The sequence below is a fragment of the Cellulomonas sp. ES6 genome, from assembly GCF_030053835.1.
Taxonomy (GTDB): Bacteria; Actinomycetota; Actinomycetes; order Actinomycetales; family Cellulomonadaceae; genus Cellulomonas.
This window is the reverse complement of record NZ_CP125655.1, coordinates 1,572,232-1,589,201: the sequence shown is the minus strand read 5'-3', so window position 1 is coordinate 1,589,201 and position 16,970 is coordinate 1,572,232. Positions and strand designations below refer to the sequence as shown.

Sequence of the window (16,970 nt, the reverse complement as noted above, 5' to 3'; positions counted from 1 at the left end):
GGGCGGCTAGGTCCGGTCGGGGACGGTGCCGTCCGCGGCGCCGCCGTCCTCGGCGGTGCCGGTGCGCCCGCGCGTGCCGGCGCCGCCGAGGTACGGCTCCAGCAGCGCCGCCGTCGCCTCGTACGCCCGCTCCAGGTCACCGGTCTGCTCGACCCGCCGCGACGCCGCGTGCACCAGGGCGTTCACCAGCTCGGCCGTCGTCTCCGGGTCCGGGACGCCCAGGGCCCGCAGCGCGTCCAGCACCGGCAGCAGCAGCTGCTCGTGGAACGCCCGCGACTCCCGCGCCAGGTCCTCCGCCGGTGCCACCACGGCGAGCGTCCGCGCCAGCGCGTGCTCGCCGTCCGCCACCAGCTGCAGGTTCGCGCGCACGAACGCCAGCACCCGCTCCGCCGGGTCCGGCGCCGCGCCCATCACCGCGTCGAGCCGCTGCTGCCACCGCGGGAACGAGTCGCTCACCACCGCGCGCAGCAGGTCGTCCCGCGACCGGAAGTACTCGTACACGCTCGACCGCGACAGCCCCGCGCGCTCCCCGACCTCCGCCAGCGACGGCAGCCGGTCGGGCTCCGCGGTCAGCGCGTCGCGGGCCGCGTCGAGCAGCGCCCGGCGCCGCGCCGCCCGGTGCTCCGCGACGGTGGGGGCGTCGATCCGCGGCACCGCAACCCCTCCTGTCCGACCGGTCGGCGGGCCCGGGCGGGCCCGGCGGCCACTCTAGGCCGAGCCGCTCGCGGCGGGAGGACGCCGGGGCGCCGACCGGCCCGGTCCGGGGCCGGTCAGTCCACGACGACCGTCGCCCTCGCGCTCACCACGTCCGACCACTGCGTGCCGTCACCGTCGGGCAGGACGATCGCGGCGACCAGCGCCTCGTACCGCCCGGGCGGGACGGGGCTGCCGTCGCACAGCGTGAGCCCGGCCGAGGGCGGATCGAGCTCCGCCGCGGTCCCGGTGGCCAGCAGCGGACGCCATGTGGGTTCGTACGGGTACGGGGACGAGCCCACCACCTGGCCGTCGGAGAGCAGCAGCACCCACAGCGGGGTCGCGTAGAAGCCGAGCCGGCCCTCGCCGGTGTAGCGGATCCGCGCGGACGTCGACGTGAGCTCCTCTGCCCCGACCGTGGTGCCCGCGGCCGACCACTCGAGCCCCAGCGGCGACGGTGGGTCGGCCGACGGCGTGACGTCCGTGCGGCACGCGACCGTGACCCCCGGCGCGGGGAGCGTCGCGGTGCCGCCGGCGCCGGGCACGGGTTCCATGCGGTCGGCGGCACCTGTGATCGTCAGGGGGACCGCGGCGCCCACGGCCGTCCCCGGCGTCCCGCCGCGCGCGAACGCCTCCTCGCCCGAGACCAGCTCCCCACCCGGCCCGACCAGGCCCTCGCCGGACGTCCCGAGGTCGACGACGTCGGCCCAGGCGAGCACCTCGTACGAGCCGGCAGGCAGCGGGGCGCCCGTCGAGGTGCCGGACTGCCCCTCCGGCCCGCACACCGACAGCGGCATCCAGTCGGCGGCCCAGCGGTACTCGCCGAGGTAGTCGTTGCGCAGCTCCCACGAGTCGTCGCCGCCCAGGGTCCCGGTCGCGACCACGACCCCGTCCCGCAGGACGGCGAGCTCGGGACCGGAGGACGGCACGAGCGTGTACCGGGTCGACGACCCCTCCAGGCGGTGCGCGACCGACCCGCGGACCTCGGCGTTGCCCCCGGCGGGCACCGACTGGCTCCCCAGCTCGAACCGCACCTCGAACGTGTCGGTCACGGGGTGCTGCGGCGTCGCGGACGCGAGCGACCCGCACGACCCGAACGGCAGGGCGGGATCCCCGGCCGGGAGGACCACGCGCGGCGTCGCCGGCTCCGCGTCCGCCGTGGGCGTGCCGGACGGGCTCGGCGCGGTGGTGGTGGACGGGCTCGGTGCGGGCGTGGTGGGCGTCGGTCCCGCGGGCTGCGGGGTCGGCTCCGGCGCCAGGGCGAACCCGCCGGCCACCAGGGCCGCGACGACCGCGAGCCCGCCGGTGGTCGCCGCAGCGCCCCGGACCCGCCGCCGCCGTCGCACGCGCCGGACGGTCGGGGCCAGCACGAGGCGGTCGTCGTCGGCGGCACGGGCGCGGTGCGCCGCCGCGGCGCCGGCGGCCAGGTCGTGCAGGGCGGCGTCGAGGTCGTGGTTCATCGCGCGCTCCCGTTCGTGGTCGTCGGCAGGTCCTCGGAGGCCAGACCCGGCTGCGGTCCGAGCAGCGGGGCGAGCGTCCGGTTGGCGTCGTGCAGGTAGCGCTTCACCGCGCCGTCGCTCACGTCGAGCCGGGCGGCGATCTCCGCCACGGTCAGGTCCTCGTAGAACCGGAGCACGACGCATGCCCGCTGCCGCGGGCTCAGGTGTGTGAGCGCCGTCGCGACCAGGTCGCGGTCTTCCGTGCGCGTCGGCCCGTCCGCGGACCGCTCCGGCGTGGCGACCAGGTGCGACACGTCGCGCCACCGCCTCGCCCGGCGCCGCCCGTCGACGAACGCGTGCAGGATGCACCGCCGGACGTACGCCTCGAGCCACGTCACGTCGCCGTCGCGCCTCCGCCGGGTCCACGTCCGGACGAGCCCCTCCTGCACGAGGTCCTCCGCCGCGGCGAGGTCCCCCGTGAGCAGGTAGGCGTAGCCCACCAGCGCATCCCCTCGCTCGCGCACGAAGTGCTCGAGCTCCCGCTCCCAGGCCACGCCGCCCCCTCCGCTGTCCGGTCCCCACCACCTTGTCGCCCGCTCAGACGCCCGGGGGAGGTGCGACGTTGGGGGTGTCACCCGATCGGAGCAACCCGGATCGAGCGCCCGCCTCCGGGGGGCCCTGCGCGGGACCGGTGGCGCCCCGCCGGCCCGTGCGGTGCTCGACCATCCCGACGGCGGGCCGCAGCGCGGGCGGTTGCGGCCACCCCGGGGCGGGTCGAGGCTGACCGGCAGGGGGCCGCTCCGTGCTGCCCACGGCAGGAGGTGCCGGATGTCGTCCGAGCAGTCGCGGCCCGCCCACGAGGGCGTCGTCCCGCTCCCGCCCGCGGGGACGCCCGATGCCCCGGACGACGCGTCCGCCGTGCTCCGCGCGGACGGCCTCGGCATGCGCACGCACGTCGGGTGGGTGTTCCGGCACGTCGACCTGCGGGCGGACGCCGGCGAGGTCGTCGAGGTCCGCGGGAGCGGCGGGACCGGGCGGTCGATGCTGCTGCTCACGCTCGCGGGCCGCGCGCGCCCGTCGGTCGGCACGCTGCGGGTGCTCGGGCACGACCTGCCGCGGGGCTCGCGCGCGGTGCGGCGCCGGTCGGCGGTCGCGCGGCTGGACCGCGTCATCGGGCCGGAGGAGCACCACACCGTGCGGATGACGTTCCGGGAGCGGGCGCGGTGGGAGCGGGTGCACCCGCCGGGGTCGGACGGCCTGGGCTACCGGGTGGACGAGGTCCGCGAGCTGACGGGGCTCGTCGCCGACCCGGACGTCCACGTCGAGGGGCTGCCCGCCGTGCAGCGCACCCTGCTGGCGGTGGCGCTCGCGGCGCTGCCCCGGCCCGAGCTGCTGGTCCTGGACGACCTCGACGACGGCCTGCCGCCGGACGAGCAGGCGCTGGTCTGGGAGGCGCTCACGCGGGTGGCGGACGCCGACGGGTGCGTCGTCCTCGCGAGCACGGCCGGCGACCCGCGGACGCCGGCGCCGGACGATCCGCCGCGCACCGTCCTGGAGCTGCACCCGACGCACGTGGAGGAGTCGTGACCATCCCGCTCGCGTGGTCGGAGCTGCGCCGCTACCGGATGCCGGTGCAGCGGGTGGCGCTGCTGTTCCTCGTCCTGCTGCCGTCGCTGTACGGCGGGCTGTACCTGTGGTCGAACTGGGACCCGTACGGGCACCTCGGCGACATCGAGGTGGCCGTCGTCGACGAGGACGAGCCCGTGGAGGTCGCCGGGCAGCGCGTCGACGCCGGGGCGCAGGTGGTGCGCGAGCTCCAGGCGGACCCCGTCGTCGCGTGGACGCCCACCGACGCCCGGGACGCCCGCGCGGGCCTCGCCGACGGCACCTACCCCATGTCCATCACGATCCCGCGCGACTTCTCCGCGAACCTGGCCGCCGTCCAGTCCGGCGAGCCGGAGGTCGCGGAGGTCGTGCTGCGCCGCGACGGGGCGAACGGGTTCATCGTCGGCGTCGCCGCCCAGGGACTCGCCCTCGAGCTCAAGGAGCGGATCAACGCCGCGGCGACCTCCGCGTACTTCACGGTCGCGTTCCGCCAGCTCGCGGAGCTCCGCAGCGGGCTGCAGGACGCCGCCGACGGCGCGACCGAGCTGCGGGACGGCCTGACGACCGCGCACGACGGCGCCGCGACCCTCGCGTCCGGGCTCGCCGGGGCGGTGCAGGCGTCCGGCGAGCTCCGCGACGGCGCGGGCCAGGTCGCCGAGGGAGACGAGCGGATCGCCGCCGTCGTCGACCCCCTGGTCGACCGCGTCGTGCCCGCGCTGCCCGCCGTCGCGCAGGCCGCCGACCAGGTCGCGGGCGGCGCGGCGGGGCTCGCCGGCCTGGTCGCGCAGGACGCCGAGGGGCTGCCCACCCGCACGGCGCAGCTCGTCGCCCTGCTCGACGGCTGGGCGCAGACCCACCCCGACCAGGCCGCCGACCCGGGCTTCCAGCAGATCCAGGCCGCCGCCCGCGCCGCCGACGCCCGCGCCGGCGAGGTCGTCGCCGCAGCGCAGGCCGTGAACGGGGCGGCGGCCGACGTCGCCGCCCGCGCGGACGCCGTCACCGCCGAGGTCCCCGCGATCCAGCAGCGCATCCGCGCGGCGCAGTCTGACATCGACCGGCTCGCCACCGGCTCCCGCCAGGTCGCCGACGGCCTGGGCGAGCTGACCACCGGCCTCCAGACCGCCGCCGACGGCGCGGGCCGGCTCGCCGACGGCACGCAGCAGCTCCAGCAGGGCGCGGCCACGCTCACCGACGGGCTGACGTCCGCCGTGCAGCGCGTCCCCACGCTCGGCGCGTCCGACCCCGAGGGCACCGCCGACCAGCTCGCCGACCCCACCCAGGTGCGCGTCGAGTCGCGCAACGAGGCCCAGTACTACGGGCAGGGCCTCGCGCCGTTCTTCTTCGGCATCGCGCTGTGCGTGTTCGGCGTCGCCGTCTTCACCGTGCTGCGGCCCGTCAACCCCCGCGGGCTCGCGTCCGCCGCCGGTCCCTGCGGGTCGCGCTCGCCGGGTTCCTCCCCGTCGCGCTGATCGGCGTCACCGGCGGCCTCGTGCTGCTCGCGATCGTCCAGCTCGGCCTCGGCCTCGACCCCCACAGCTGGCCGCGCACCCTCGGCCTCGTCGTCGTCGGGTCCCTCACGTTCACCGCCATCGCCCACGCGTTGCGCACCGCGTTCGGCGTCGTCGGGTCCGCGGTCGCCCTCGTCCTGCTCATGGTGCAGCTCACCAGCGCCGCCGGCATCTACCCGCCGCAGACCCTCCCGCTGCCCTTCCGCGTCGTCCACCCGCTGCTGCCGATGTCCCACGTGGTCGACGGGCTGCGCATCGCGCTCACCGGCGGGCCGCCCGAGCGGTACCTGCGGGACCTGCTGCTCGTCGGCGCGATCGGGGTCGGGGCGCTCGCGGCGGGGGTCGGGGCGACGGCGTGGCGACGGCGGTGGCGGATCACGCAGGTGAAGCCGGTGCTGGGGGAGTAGGGCGGGATGAGGGTGCTGCCGGCCCTGGACGGCCTCCACAGGTGGGGATGCCCCGGCCGGCCGGCCTGCTCGGTCGCCACAGACGGCGTCGATCTCCTCTGGCGACCGCGCGCGGTCAGGCGGTCACCCGCCGCGACGGCCGGTGGCGAGCACCTCTCCGGTGTCCATGTCGAGCACGACGGAATCGACGTCGGCGGGCCACTCGTCGGTTCGTGTCGGCACGTAGGTCGGATCGGGACCGCAGGTGATGCGGTCCCAGGTCGAGTACACCTCTGCGCTGTCCACGCCCACGACTGCGACGCGAGGGTGGTCGCGCATCCGGGCGTCGGGCCACTCCTCCGGGTCCCGGATGGTGCTGCCGTCAGGATTCGCCGGCGCTCCGTTCCACCAGCCCTCGAGGTCGCCCGCCGGTGTCTGCCCAGCGGGCGGGAACTCCGCGCACAGGGCGTACTCCGAGGGGACCCACTCGGTGGGTGCAGCCGTCGGGCCTCCGCGCTCGGCCTGCTTCGCGATGAGCTCGGCGGCGCTCGGGCCGGTGGCGGAGTCCGATGCGGGCGCCGATGCCCCGTCTGCCGTCGCGCATCCCGCGAGCGAGGCGACGAGGAGGGCCGAACCGCCGAGGGCGACGCCCCACGGGCCGCGCGGCCGTAAACCGGGACGGGTCGTGTTCATCCGTGCCACCTTCTTGCGGTCCGTCCGGACAGGGACTGCGCGTACGAGGTCGTCAGCGACTGTCGTGCATCTCCGTGCCGGCCGTCTGTCGCGTCCGACTGTTCGGGCCCCGGGTCCATCGCGCTCCGGACAAGCATCGAGTTGATCGCGCGGTTCGTCGAGGGTGGTCGATCCGGGACCGGCTGGACAGGCAGAGGCTAGGACGGGGCTTCACCTCGTCGCAGGCAAACCGATGTGCCGTGGTCACACATGGCTCTGCCGCAGAGGACCGACCGGAGGGCCGGCTCGGGGATCCGGCCAAGTTCTCTGGCCGGGCCCCCGGCGTCTGTGGACCATGAGGGAACTCCGTGCGGCCTGGTCGGGTGTGTGCCATACGTTGAGGGACAGAACCCGACACTTGTGCAAGCGAGGTCCTGATCGACCTCTGACCTGAGAGGTCCTGGACCACCTGCTGGAGGAGATCATCGAGTGAACGACCAGCCGTTCGACGACATCGAGGCGTGGCTCGCGCTTCCTCAGGAGGAGCGGGACGAGCGTTTGCGTGCCTGGAAGGCGCGCCGCGATGCCGAAGCCGCGAGCGGGCCCATCGGGCTCCGCAAGGCACGGGTGTCGATCGCCAGCCGGGTGACGGGCCGTCGACGACCTGACGGCACGATCGAGCCACTCGATGCTCCCGCGTCAGGCCCGGAGGGCGGCCGGGAACGCGAGTCTCACGGCACCTCGCTGCTCGCCGAGCAAGAAGACGTTCGAGCGAGAGCGACGCTGCCGATGCCCTTCTGAGCGCCGGGGGACGGTCTGCCTGCACCCACCCGCTCCGCGCACCGGTAGGCTGAACGGGCGTCAAACGGCTCGTGTAGAGCCGGCTGGCGTCGCACGGGGCCGACGAGAACACGCACGGGCCGACCCGGGACGATCCTCGCCGGGTTCCGACCACGTATCTGGCCTGGCCCGGGCGCCTGTAGCTCAGTGGATAGAGCACCGCTCTCCTAAAGCGGGTGTCGGCAGTTCGAATCTGCCCAGGCGCACTGGATGTTCGTGCAGGTCAGCGGCAGTATCGGCGCCTTGGCCGCGTGGGGACGGTCTTCGATTGGCCGACCTTTGGTCAGCGTGTGGTCAGCGACTTGTCTCAGGGTGTGGACGGACCGTCGGGAACGTGGGCGGACGCCGGCGGCGATCGCCGGTGCTCGCTAGCAAACGAATTGTTGCGGCCATGACCCGGGATCCCCCGTGGGCGGCCGCACCCGGCAGGCACGCGTCGGCTGCGGCGCGGGCCGCGGGAATGTAGGGCACTCAGAAGGGTGCGCTTGAGTCCAGCACGGGCGCCACCCCCGCCGCGGACTCGCTGACCCACTTGTCCTTCACGGCTACGAGCGTCTGCCGTCCGGTCCTACTCAGGTCTGCTATGACCGCGTGCAGGTGCTTTGAGTGAACCGAGTCGGTGCCGATGAGCCCGCGTCGTAGGAGCTCGACGAACGGAGCCCGCGTCAAGTATCTCGTGTTGCTGTGTCCGAGCCTGAAGCCGCCACGCTCACCCGTGCGAAAGGTACCGTCTTCCACCGCTAGTCGAAGGTACTCGGCGGGGACGTACATGCCCTTGAGGACGATGTTGTCGTCGTCGCGCCCGGCGTCGCCATTCACAAACTTGAACCAGAACGGTGAGGGAGTCAGGCGCCAGTCTCGGCTCATCACTGATTGATTGGCGAGCGTCGGCATGAGGGCCAATTGCTTCTTCAACTCGGACTCGCGCGTATACACCCAGTCGTAAGTATGCGTAGCCCTATCCGTCGCGGCTCTCTCGAGCCGCTTATACTGGATGAGCGAGAAGGTATCGTTCGTCTTGTCCCAGTAGACGAGGTCTACGCCCAGTTCGGTCTCGAACGCCTTCTTGTTCACATTGAACACCGCGAGTTGGTACCCGCTGACCGGGTCCGTGAAGAGGGAAGCGCTGGCCGAGATGCGCTCGAGATCCGCCCTCCCATCGAAGCGACGCAGGTCCTCGGGTAGCAGGTCCTCCTCGAGATCGGCGACGTAGGCGGAGTTCACCACTACCTCAAGTAGCGAGTCCGTGTCTGCGGTAGAGCTGACATGACGGAACGCGTCCTCGGGAAGCTCGATTCCCGCGAGATCGGCAGCGAGTGCGATTGCGTCGCGTCCTTCATCGCGAAGCAGCCTGTGTTCTGGTGGTAGGTCGACATCGTCTGACAGGCTTTCGAGCCAATAGGCAAGGTTCGGCCGGAGCGCTACGAGAGCCCGCATTACTTGCTCGCGCCCACTCTTTGTATATCGCGATACGTCAAGTTCTGGAGGCACAGTAAACTCAAAGCTCGCAGAGGTCGCCCTCCGAGCGACTTCCTCCTCCAGGTCAGCCAGGGGAATGGGCTCTACTAGGGAGTGCCATGAACTGAACTTGGTCCGCACGCGTCTATCGGCGACGCCCTGTGGCTTGCCGGCGATCCCTAGTCCGACAGCACAAAGGGTTCCATCTTCACCGTCTTGGAAGGCGATGCAGACGGATCCCGGGCGAGGTATCGACCCTTTGCGAAAGACGCCAAGGACATATGTTCGCGGGTTGGCTTCAAGCGTGCGTTCGGAGAGGTCCGATCGCCAGACCCCCACCTCGGTCGCGTCCACCTCGTCCCCCAAGTTCGCGAGCTGTATGGCGCCCAGCCTAAGCGATCGCTCCGGGGCGCCGGGAGCGCCCTGTATGCCGGATCGGCACCGCGGAGAGGCAGGCCTCGGGGGGTTAGCTGGTGGGAAGACCCATCTTGGGTACGTCAGTTACGCATGCAGTCCTTCACCGGGTCTGCCAGCCCCAGCTTGCCGCACGCATATCCGCACGGACACATTCCCCAGCCGTGGGCGCTTGAGCGGGACCGCTAGTCGGACGGAAGCGAGGGCCGCGACGAAGCTGGCTCGATGAGTCGCTGCGGCTCCATCAGTGGGATCTCAGGGCGAACCGCCCCGGGTTCCATGGAGGCTCTCAATCCACGGAGGGTGAGCGTCATGGCTGCGCCGAGGAAGTACCCGGACGAGCTGCGTGAGAGCGCGCTCCGGCTCGCTGGTACAGACGGCGGTGGGAGGAGGGTCGAGGCGACGGCTTCGACGGCTGGGGATCAGCGACGTACTACTTCGAAACCTGTGACGACGGAGCACCGACCCGACAGATCGAGGCCCATGACGCCGGCCCTACCTTCCGAAACGGACCTGGTCGTGTGCCGACCGCTCCGTCTCCGGGACGGTGCGGCCGATGACGCAGCGTCGACTCGTCTTGCATCTCGGGATGCTCGCAGGGTCCGGGCGCGGTCGGTGGCGAGCGCCTCTGCCGACGCTGACTGCGGCCGCGTCGACGGGGCCTTGCGCTGACGGCGAGCACGCCTGGACGAAGCGTCTTGCGCTCTTCTCTAGCGGGAAAATCCATAAGCGGCGCCGAAGGCGAACAGTATAAACGCAACCGCTGCGAGTGCCCGGATGATCGAAGTGTACGAGGACACTCTATTGGCTGGCGTCTTCATCAGAACCACCATGTCCAGGCCCGAGATTCCGCTTGCACGGCTGATCTTCTCCTCGAGATCCTCGAGCGGCCTCTCCGCGACCCGAATCAACTCGCGCGTACGAACATCGAGGCGCCAGAACAAAACCGCCAATATGCAGCCTCCCGCGGCCACCGCCCCAGCCACATGTGGGCGGCTCGAGTTTAGGGTGGCTCCATAGCCGGCAGTGATGAACCCCGCGGATAGAAGGAAGTAATTCAGGAGTTGCATCCGTTGTGCGGCATGCAGAGCGAACCACTGCCACGCGTGGTCAAGGGCGATCTCCACCTCGCTGGTGTCGTTTGAGCAGCTCGCGTGCCCATCGCTGGTCATCTCGTCTCCGAATGAGTAGGCGGGATCCGGGCCGGCACCACCGTCCGGGAGCGCGCGGAACCCACTCGCCGAGCCCGCGCGCCTGAGGTCTCAACGTCTACACGACGGGGTGGCCCAGTTGTCCGAACGACTCGCTGGCGGCTCACGAGCTTGGCCTTCAGAGCGGCATCCGTCGTCGGGGTCGACCGTCGGGCAGCGCGGCGCGACCTCGGCTCTGGAGGCTCCTTTGCGCACGTGCGGCCAATCCCGTGCCGGCACCCAGGAGATTTCGGGAGATCGCGGGCTGCGAGATGGCACTGACGCGGTAGCATGCTCTGGGTAACCGGCCACAAGCGCAGTCCCCAGAGCAGCGCATCGACAGATGTGGCCACACCGCGGCACGCGGTCGGGGAGCCATGAGGCGCCGATGGCCGACGGACAGGGGGAACCGGATGACCGGCCGAATCCTCAAGCCCGGGACGCTTGTTGTCCTCGAAGGTCTGGACAAGACAGGCAAGAGTACCCAGGCAGCGCTGCTCAAGCGAGAGCTCGACCCGGCGACCACCGAGCACGTGCACATGCCGCGCGGTTTCAGTCATTTCACTGCAACGACGTACGCGCTGCTGGAGGACGACGCCTGTCGGCCGTCATCTGGCGTAGCCAGGCAACTCGCGCACCTCGCGTGTCATGCAGAGAGTATGCCGCGTATTGTCGAGCTCCTGCGCGACAAGGCAGTACTGCTTGACCGCTGGTGGTGGTCAACGATCGCATACGGCTGGTACAGCGGCGACATTCCCGAGGGTGGGATAACCAAACAGGCATTCATGAACGTCGTCCAGAACGTCTGGTCGCCGCTCACTGCGTCGGTCATCTTCGTGTTCGACGAGCCCTACGAGGATGATAGCAACAACTCTCGCCCGATCCGCAACGGGTACCGCGAGTTGGCAAGCGAAGCCCAGGCTTTGGCGGCCCGCGTTCCGGTGGCGGGTGTGGCCGAGGTAACGGCCTTCATGCTTGCCGAGCTTGAACGCCGCGACTTGACAATAGCAGCGAATTGAAGCAGGTGCCGCATGGTGAGTTTTCGGAACGTCAACTCCGCGTTTACGGGCATGTTGTCGGATCTGATCACAGCGGGGACGCAGATCGATAGCCGAAACGGGCTTACTCTTGAGCTTCCCGCGCAAACGGTGAATGTTGAGGCGCCGCTCGAGCGATTCGTCTTTGCCCCAGGAAGAAACAATAACCCGTTCGCTGCGATCGCTGAGAGCATGTGGGTGATCGCGGGCCGCAATGACTTGGCCTACCTGACGCCGTACTTGAGGCGAGCCCCCAACTTCTCTGACGACGGCGGCGTCACGTGGCGCGCCGGCTACGGCCCCCGTCTCCGCAACTGGGGTGGGGTCGATCAGCTTGCCGCTGTGCGCCACGAGCTGCATCGTTCGCCGATGTCACGGCGGGCGGCCATTTCACTGTTCGATCCCTCTCAGGACTTCCAGGACAGCAGGGACATCCCATGTAATAACTGGCTGCACTTCCTCTCACGAAACGGCCGACTGGACCTGAGCGTCGCAGCGCGCAGTACGGATGTATGGTGGGGCTTCTCCGGCATAAACGCCTTCGAATGGAGCGTCCTCCTGGAGATGATGGCGCGATGGCTTGATCTGGAGCCCGGCGTGCTGACGTTCTTTACGTCCTCCCTGCATCTATATGAAAAGCACCTGTCCCGTGCCCGGAATGTGCTATCGACCGCAGGTCCTGACATTTCTAGCTACGTTGGGAGGTCCATGTTCCGCTACGACACGGAGTGGACTGAAGCGGGGGCGGCACTCTCGCAGTGGATGGACCTCGAGGAGCATCTGCGCACTGGGGCGAACCTCGGGGACCTGGTGATCCCGTTCGACGACCCCATGCTCACGGGGTACATCCGAGCCCTCGATGTCTTTTGGGCGTTCAAGCGCGGGGCGACGCCCTCTGATCTGGAGCCGCGTCTCGTCTCGCTCGGCGACACGGATCTCGCAGTCGTCGCGCGCGAGTATGTCAACCGGCCCAACGCGCGGGACCATTGAGGCCAGCCAACTACCTAAGTTCCGCGCCGACAGGCTCGCTCGATCTCGCCACGCTGCCGAAGAGGTCAGTCGCCGTTGCCATCCGTTCATCTGCGACGGCTGAAATCGCGCGCTCGTTGATTCCCCACTTCGGCGGGAAGAAGGGTGCCGGTACCGCCGAAGCGGGTGCGAACCTCTGCTTGATCCGACTGCGCCGTCCAATTCCAACCGCTTCTGGGTGGGCGACGCGCGCGTACTTGTCGGTCTCGCAGAACAGGTTCTGGCAGTCGATCAGCGCCAACCGTCGGCCGAACAGGTCCTGGAATTCGAGCCCGTAGTAGGCAAACTCCTCCTCCTGGTTATCCACGGCCCAGCGGATGATGTCCTCGTGTGAAGCGCCGCCGGTGTCGGCGAAGCATTTTGCAATGCCGCTGCGCGCTCCCGGGCCGGCGACGACGAACTGGTCTTCTTCAAAGTCCAGTAGCGTCGAGTAGTTCAAGTCGACCGTCAGCTGAAAGGCAAGGAAGGGACCAAGAGATGGGTACGATGAGATTGTGTCGAACACGTCCCGCATTGTTCGAGCGCCGAGAACTGATTGCGTCGCTCCCGATTCGAGGATGTGCTGAGCCAGAAGCAGATGGTTCAAATGCTTGCGGCGGGCGCCAAATTTGGGTGGTGGGATAATGTAGGCTGGGGAGTAGATGGTCTGTCCGCGTCTCATCAGCCTCTCGAGGCTGTTGTTGATCCGGGCAACGTCGAACGCCTCGAGTGAAACGGTCCCAACCGCGTCTTCTATCGCCCGCCATGTCGAGGGCTTGTTGAAGAACCGATAGAGAATGGTCCTAAGTAGCAGGTCGTCAGGTGCTTGGGGCCCGCGGTACTGGACCTGGATTAGGTCTTGCGACACTCGGTCCGCCGCGCGGTATGCGTTGGTGAACCGGTAGGTCGACAAGATCAAGTCAGTCGTCCATGGCGGGGGGGCGCCTCGAAGCCGTTGGTGGTAGACGCGCTGTCGCTCAGCGGCGACGAACCAGTAACTGCGGAGGACTTCGGTCGCGACGGCTGTGCGGCGGCCGATGCGGATCGTCCTCATCGCTCTCCTCGCAGGTGGACGGGGACGGGTACTTGCGGGGCATGACAGCGGCGCCTGTGCCGAACTCATCCGAGCGGGTCCTCGGGGCGCTCGGAGACTGCCGCATGGCAACCTGCTGTGGGCGCGCCGACGCCAGGAGCGGCCACCTCGGCTCAGGATATGCCCTGCTTGAGCCGTGCGTTCTCGGGTGCCCCCGTGTGAGCTGGCGTGTCGGACTGCGAGGTCGCGCAGCCCGCCACAGGTGCGTGGCGGAGGGCCAACGGTGCGGGAGGGGTCGCGCATAGGCCTTCGGCGCCCGACGCCGGTGTCGGCCTGGGCTCTTCCGTCCCTGGATGTCCACTGGTCCCGGGTCGGTTGAGATGCTTGATTTGCTGACGCTCCCACCATAGTGTGATGGCATTGCTGTCGCCAAGAGGGGGTTCGGATGGTAGCCATCAGCAGGTCTGACATCCGCGAGGCGATCTTGGACGAACTCGCCGACGTCGAAGGCGTGGATCGAGGCGACATCGACGGTGCGGTCGGCGGGGTCGGTGGAGACGAAATGTACGAACTGGAGAGCAAGACCGCCGAGGCCGTACTCGCAGGCGTGTCTGCCCGGTTTGGGGTGCCCCTGCCCGGGCCCGCTGATCTCGCACCCGAGCAGTTCGCCACCGTCGACGCCCTCGTTACGCTCGTCGTGGAGAAGCTCGCCGCCGGCCCGGAGGGTGACGTCGCATGAGCACTCACGTCGACGCCGGCAACATCGGTGACGCATGGCTCGGCGCCTACAGTGCGCTGGCGACTACTGGAGAACTTGTGAACCTCACGGTCACCATCGCCGACCCGCTCCACGAAGACGTTGGCATTCGCCGCACTATTGAGGCGCGTCTCGCCGAAGAGAGTCGACGTAAGAGGGACTTCAGGGCTCAGACGATGCACACCGTGGCGAACACGATCTTCCCCATTGGGCTCTATCGGCCAGAGCGGCCTGGCGCTGTGCAGCGCTTCTACGAACGTGTGGAGGCGATCGAAGGCGCCCGCAGGCATTCGCGGAAGACAGGATGGGGGACGTACATCGGGCGACTGGTCAGTTACCCAAGCCCGGACGGAAAGCCGACCAACCAGCTTGCGCAGGTTCTCGACGTGCTTTGCGCGGAACGCAACTACAAGAATCGGTACGAGATGCCGATCATCGCCCCCGACCGGGACGGGCCGGTCGGGGGCAGCGGAGGCTCTGCGGTGCTCCAAGGAGGGAGGGGCACCGCGGCTCCGGCCCGTGGCGGACCATGCCTCGCACACATTAGCTTGTCGAGCCTTCATGGTGCAGTTTCGATGGTCGCGCTGTATCGTAATCACACCTACGAGGACCGCGCTTACGGGAACTTCCTGGGCCTGGCGCGCCTTCTGTCGTTCCTTGCCACCGAATCGGGCCAGGCCGTCGGTGAGCTCATGGTCGTTGCGAGTCACGCAGACGCGATCCTGCCGCGACGCAAAGAGTTACTCCGTGCTGCGTCGTCCGTTGCTGGCGAGACTAGGCCCATCGAGCTCTCTGCCCGACCGCTTGGCGCGCCGATGAGCGATCTCGCGATGCCGGAATCGACGACATGAGCGAGTTGAGTCTGTCTGCCCGGGAGGTACTTGGCGCGGTCGAGCGCCTCGGCCTGAAGCCTGGGCAACGGCTCCGCATCGGATGGGACGTGGTGAGCATTCGTCAGTACGTTCGGCTCGTCGAGCGTCGCGGGGGGGACATAATGGTCGAGCGCTGTTTCACCGCCGATGAGCGGAACTATGCGGCCGGGCGCCCTGATCGATTGGCGGCCCGCTGGGCGGCCAAGGAAGCTGTGGTAAAGGCCCTTGGAACGGGTTTTAGAGGTATCGCCGCGCACCAGATCGAGATCGTGCACGACGCGCGAGGTGAACCGTCAGTCGCTGCGGCCGGCACGATGCCGTGGCCTCACGGTGGGGATGCGTGGATTTGGGGTCTTACCATCAGTCATGAAGGCGACGCGGCTGCAGCGCTTGCGGTTGCGCTAGTTCCTGAATAGCGCTCGATTGAATCCTCCAGACCTCAGGAACGCGACAGGAGGGAGACGCAGATGACCGAAAAGCGGGAAGACTCGCAGACGCCTGCACCTCGGGACAGTGCCACGTCGAGCGTCGATCCGGTTGACGATGAGCAGGCGCTTGCCGAACGAATCCGCACGGACCGGTTGTACGTCGGCCTCAGCCAGGCGGACGTGGCGGAGGTTCTCGGCATCTCCCGCGCGGCAGTGAGCGCAATCGAGAATGGCCGTCGTCGAGTCACTGGTATCGAACTGAAGCGACTTGCCGAGCTATTCGGAACCACTGGTGACCGCCTACTCGGCAGGGCTGCTCACGATGACCCCGCGACGACGGCGCTCTTCCGCGCGACCAAATCACTCTCGGAATCTGACAAGCAGCAGGTGCTGCGGTTCGCAGAGTTCCTCCGGGGAGCCGGCCAAGCGCCGCAAGCTGGTTCGGACACAGTCGACTAGCCGACCTACGAAGCCTGCACAGGAGCGCAAAGCGATGCGAATTAGTCCCGCACTCGGTCGGGCCTCAATGGAGGCGCAGCGGCTCCTTGCCCATCGGGAGACCTCGTGGGATGAGCCGATCGATGTCTTCAAGATAGTTCAGGACGAAGGTATCTGGCTCGTGAGCAAGCCACTCGGAGCGGGCCTGTACGGCTTCTATCTCCGCGAGGGTGACGCGACCGGAATTGTCGTCAACGCTAATCACCCTGAGACTCTTCAACGCTATACCGCAGCCCATGAGCTGGGGCACCACGTGTTGGGTCACGAGTCCCATCTCGATGGCCCCGATGACGTGAGGGGCCCAATCGAGAAGGCGCGCGCGAATGAGCTCGCGGCCCAGGTGTTCGCGGGCAACCTGCTGATGCCGCTCCAGGCGGTGAACCGCGCTCTGCGCCGCCAGGGAGTAGCCCGACAGGCGAGTCCGACCGCGGCTCAGGCCTACATGCTCGCGAGAGATCTCGATGTGAGTTTCAGTGCCGCTGTGTGGCAACTGGTCAGCCTGAGGAGACTGGACCATCAGACGGCGGATGACTACTTGCGCGCGGGCGCAGCGGCGATCAAGCGCGAACTGCGGGCCGGCGACCATCCCGAGGGCAACAACCGCGCCGATCTCGTGCTGCTTGATCAGCGCTCAAACGGCCTGGCAGCGGTCTGTCGGGTCGGCGACGAACTCCGAGTGCGGCTGCCCGAGAACCCATCGACCGGGTATCAATGGCGACTCCGCGAACCGGCGACGGCAGCGCTAGGTCCGCAGGGGGCAGTTTGGGATGGTGGGCGGTTGCTCGAAAGTGAGCCCGCCGTCTCGGCTGCCGTCACCGTGCCGTGTGAGCTTCGGGTGGTAGTCGACACGTTCCTGGCGCCGAGTAGTGGTGACATGGTCGGTGGAGGCGGGGTGCGGGAACTGGTGATGCTAGCCGATGAGGCAGGTTCGACTCGCATCCAGGCAGTCCTTGCGCGTCCCTGGCAGCCCGATGGTGTGGTTGATGAGTTCGGAGTCTCGGTGAGGGTCGCGCCCTCCCATTCGTTGGAGGGGTTCGCCGAGTCACAAATTGCGGCCCATCGGTCACGCGTGGCCAGGCGGGTCGCATGATCGAGTGGATCGCCGACAATCGTTCATCGTTTCCCGGCGTCG

At 69.2% G+C, this 16,970-nt stretch carries 18 protein-coding genes and 1 tRNA gene; 12 read left to right on the top strand and 7 right to left on the bottom strand.

All coding sequences use genetic code 11. From position 1 onward, the window contains the following. Positions 1–6: 6 nt before the first annotated feature. The 3 genes from P9841_RS07465 to P9841_RS07455 form a co-directional block, all read right to left on the bottom strand. Entirely contained in the window at positions 7–654 is a 648-nt protein-coding gene (locus P9841_RS07465) for a TetR/AcrR family transcriptional regulator (RefSeq protein ID WP_283321430.1), read from the bottom strand. 116 nt (positions 655–770) lie between these two features. Continuing rightward, entirely contained in the window at positions 771–2,153 is a 1,383-nt protein-coding gene (locus tag P9841_RS07460) for a hypothetical protein (RefSeq protein WP_283321429.1), read from the bottom strand. After that, positions 2,150–2,686: a sigma-70 family RNA polymerase sigma factor gene (locus P9841_RS07455; protein ID WP_283321428.1), complete on the bottom strand. Its 537-nt coding sequence runs from the start codon at positions 2,684–2,686 to the stop codon at positions 2,150–2,152. Before P9841_RS07455 ends, P9841_RS07460 begins: the two co-directional genes overlap by 4 nt. Positions 2,687–2,960: 274 nt before the next feature. Here P9841_RS07455 and P9841_RS07450 point away from each other — a divergent pair, with 274 nt between their 5' ends. The 3 genes from P9841_RS07450 to P9841_RS07440 are packed head-to-tail and all read left to right on the top strand — an operon-like array spanning position 2,961 to position 5,652. Next, complete coding sequence (locus P9841_RS07450; protein ID WP_283321427.1) at positions 2,961–3,719, top strand: ATP-binding cassette domain-containing protein; 759 nt, start codon at positions 2,961–2,963, stop codon at positions 3,717–3,719. Next, on the top strand, positions 3,716–5,206 hold the full coding sequence (locus P9841_RS07445; RefSeq protein WP_283321426.1) for a YhgE/Pip family protein: 1,491 nt from the start codon (positions 3,716–3,718) through the stop codon (positions 5,204–5,206). The genes P9841_RS07450 and P9841_RS07445 overlap by 4 nt, the downstream gene beginning before the upstream one ends. Next, a complete protein-coding gene (locus P9841_RS07440; RefSeq protein WP_283321425.1) occupies positions 5,092–5,652 on the top strand; it encodes a YhgE/Pip family protein in 561 nt (186 codons plus the stop codon). Before P9841_RS07445 ends, P9841_RS07440 begins: the two co-directional genes overlap by 115 nt. Before the next feature lie 123 nt (positions 5,653–5,775). Here the strand turns inward: P9841_RS07440 and P9841_RS07435 are convergent, their stop codons facing one another. Next, entirely contained in the window at positions 5,776–6,324 is a 549-nt protein-coding gene (locus tag P9841_RS07435; protein WP_283321424.1) for a hypothetical protein, read from the bottom strand. Between the two features lie 468 nt (positions 6,325–6,792). Between P9841_RS07435 and P9841_RS07430 the strand changes: the two genes are divergently transcribed. Together P9841_RS07430 and P9841_RS07425 are read left to right on the top strand one after the other, a co-directional pair. Next, positions 6,793–7,104, top strand: coding sequence for a hypothetical protein (locus tag P9841_RS07430; protein WP_283321423.1), 312 nt, complete (start codon positions 6,793–6,795; stop codon positions 7,102–7,104). Between the two features lie 172 nt (positions 7,105–7,276). Continuing rightward, positions 7,277–7,349 (top strand) — tRNA-Arg (locus P9841_RS07425). A gap of 265 nt (positions 7,350–7,614) precedes the next feature. Here the strand turns inward: P9841_RS07425 and P9841_RS07420 are convergent. Then, positions 7,615–8,955, bottom strand: coding sequence for a hypothetical protein (locus tag P9841_RS07420; protein WP_283321422.1), 1,341 nt, complete (start codon positions 8,953–8,955; stop codon positions 7,615–7,617). A 770-nt stretch (positions 8,956–9,725) separates the two neighbouring features. Beyond that, positions 9,726–10,187, bottom strand: a complete 462-nt coding sequence (locus P9841_RS07415) for a RipA family octameric membrane protein (RefSeq protein WP_283321421.1) — start codon at positions 10,185–10,187, stop codon at positions 9,726–9,728. Between the two features lie 431 nt (positions 10,188–10,618). Between P9841_RS07415 and P9841_RS07410 the strand changes: the two genes are divergently transcribed. Together P9841_RS07410 and P9841_RS07405 are read left to right on the top strand one after the other, a co-directional pair. After that, on the top strand, positions 10,619–11,224 hold the full coding sequence (locus tag P9841_RS07410) for a hypothetical protein (protein WP_283321420.1): 606 nt from the start codon (positions 10,619–10,621) through the stop codon (positions 11,222–11,224). Positions 11,225–11,236: 12 nt separating this feature from the next. Continuing rightward, on the top strand, positions 11,237–12,232 hold the full coding sequence (locus P9841_RS07405) for a thymidylate synthase (RefSeq protein ID WP_283321419.1): 996 nt from the start codon (positions 11,237–11,239) through the stop codon (positions 12,230–12,232). 10 nt (positions 12,233–12,242) lie between these two features. On the opposite strand, the gene P9841_RS07400 is transcribed toward P9841_RS07405, so the two are convergent. Then, positions 12,243–13,304: a nucleotide kinase domain-containing protein gene (locus P9841_RS07400; RefSeq protein WP_283321418.1), complete on the bottom strand. Its 1,062-nt coding sequence runs from the start codon at positions 13,302–13,304 to the stop codon at positions 12,243–12,245. A 424-nt stretch (positions 13,305–13,728) separates the two neighbouring features. Here P9841_RS07400 and P9841_RS07395 point away from each other — a divergent pair, with 424 nt between their 5' ends. The 5 genes from P9841_RS07395 (at position 13,729) to P9841_RS07380 (ending at position 16,928) form a co-directional block, all read left to right on the top strand. Further along, on the top strand, positions 13,729–14,022 hold the full coding sequence (locus tag P9841_RS07395; RefSeq protein WP_283321417.1) for a hypothetical protein: 294 nt from the start codon (positions 13,729–13,731) through the stop codon (positions 14,020–14,022). Next, positions 14,019–14,891: a hypothetical protein gene (locus P9841_RS07390; RefSeq protein WP_283321416.1), complete on the top strand. Its 873-nt coding sequence runs from the start codon at positions 14,019–14,021 to the stop codon at positions 14,889–14,891. Before P9841_RS07395 ends, P9841_RS07390 begins: the two co-directional genes overlap by 4 nt. Next, positions 14,888–15,328 (top strand): holo-ACP synthase, encoded by a 441-nt coding sequence (locus P9841_RS19090; protein ID WP_502848667.1) that lies wholly within the window; start codon positions 14,888–14,890, stop codon positions 15,326–15,328. Before P9841_RS07390 ends, P9841_RS19090 begins: the two co-directional genes overlap by 4 nt. A gap of 51 nt (positions 15,329–15,379) precedes the next feature. Then, a complete protein-coding gene (locus tag P9841_RS07385; protein ID WP_283321415.1) occupies positions 15,380–15,799 on the top strand; it encodes a helix-turn-helix domain-containing protein in 420 nt (139 codons plus the stop codon). Positions 15,800–15,866: 67 nt separating this feature from the next. Beyond that, the gene (locus P9841_RS07380) at positions 15,867–16,928 is read left to right on the top strand and encodes a protease inhibitor I42 family protein (RefSeq protein WP_283321414.1); all 1,062 of its coding nucleotides are present in this window, start codon (positions 15,867–15,869) and stop codon (positions 16,926–16,928) included. Positions 16,929–16,970: the final 42 nt, after the last annotated feature.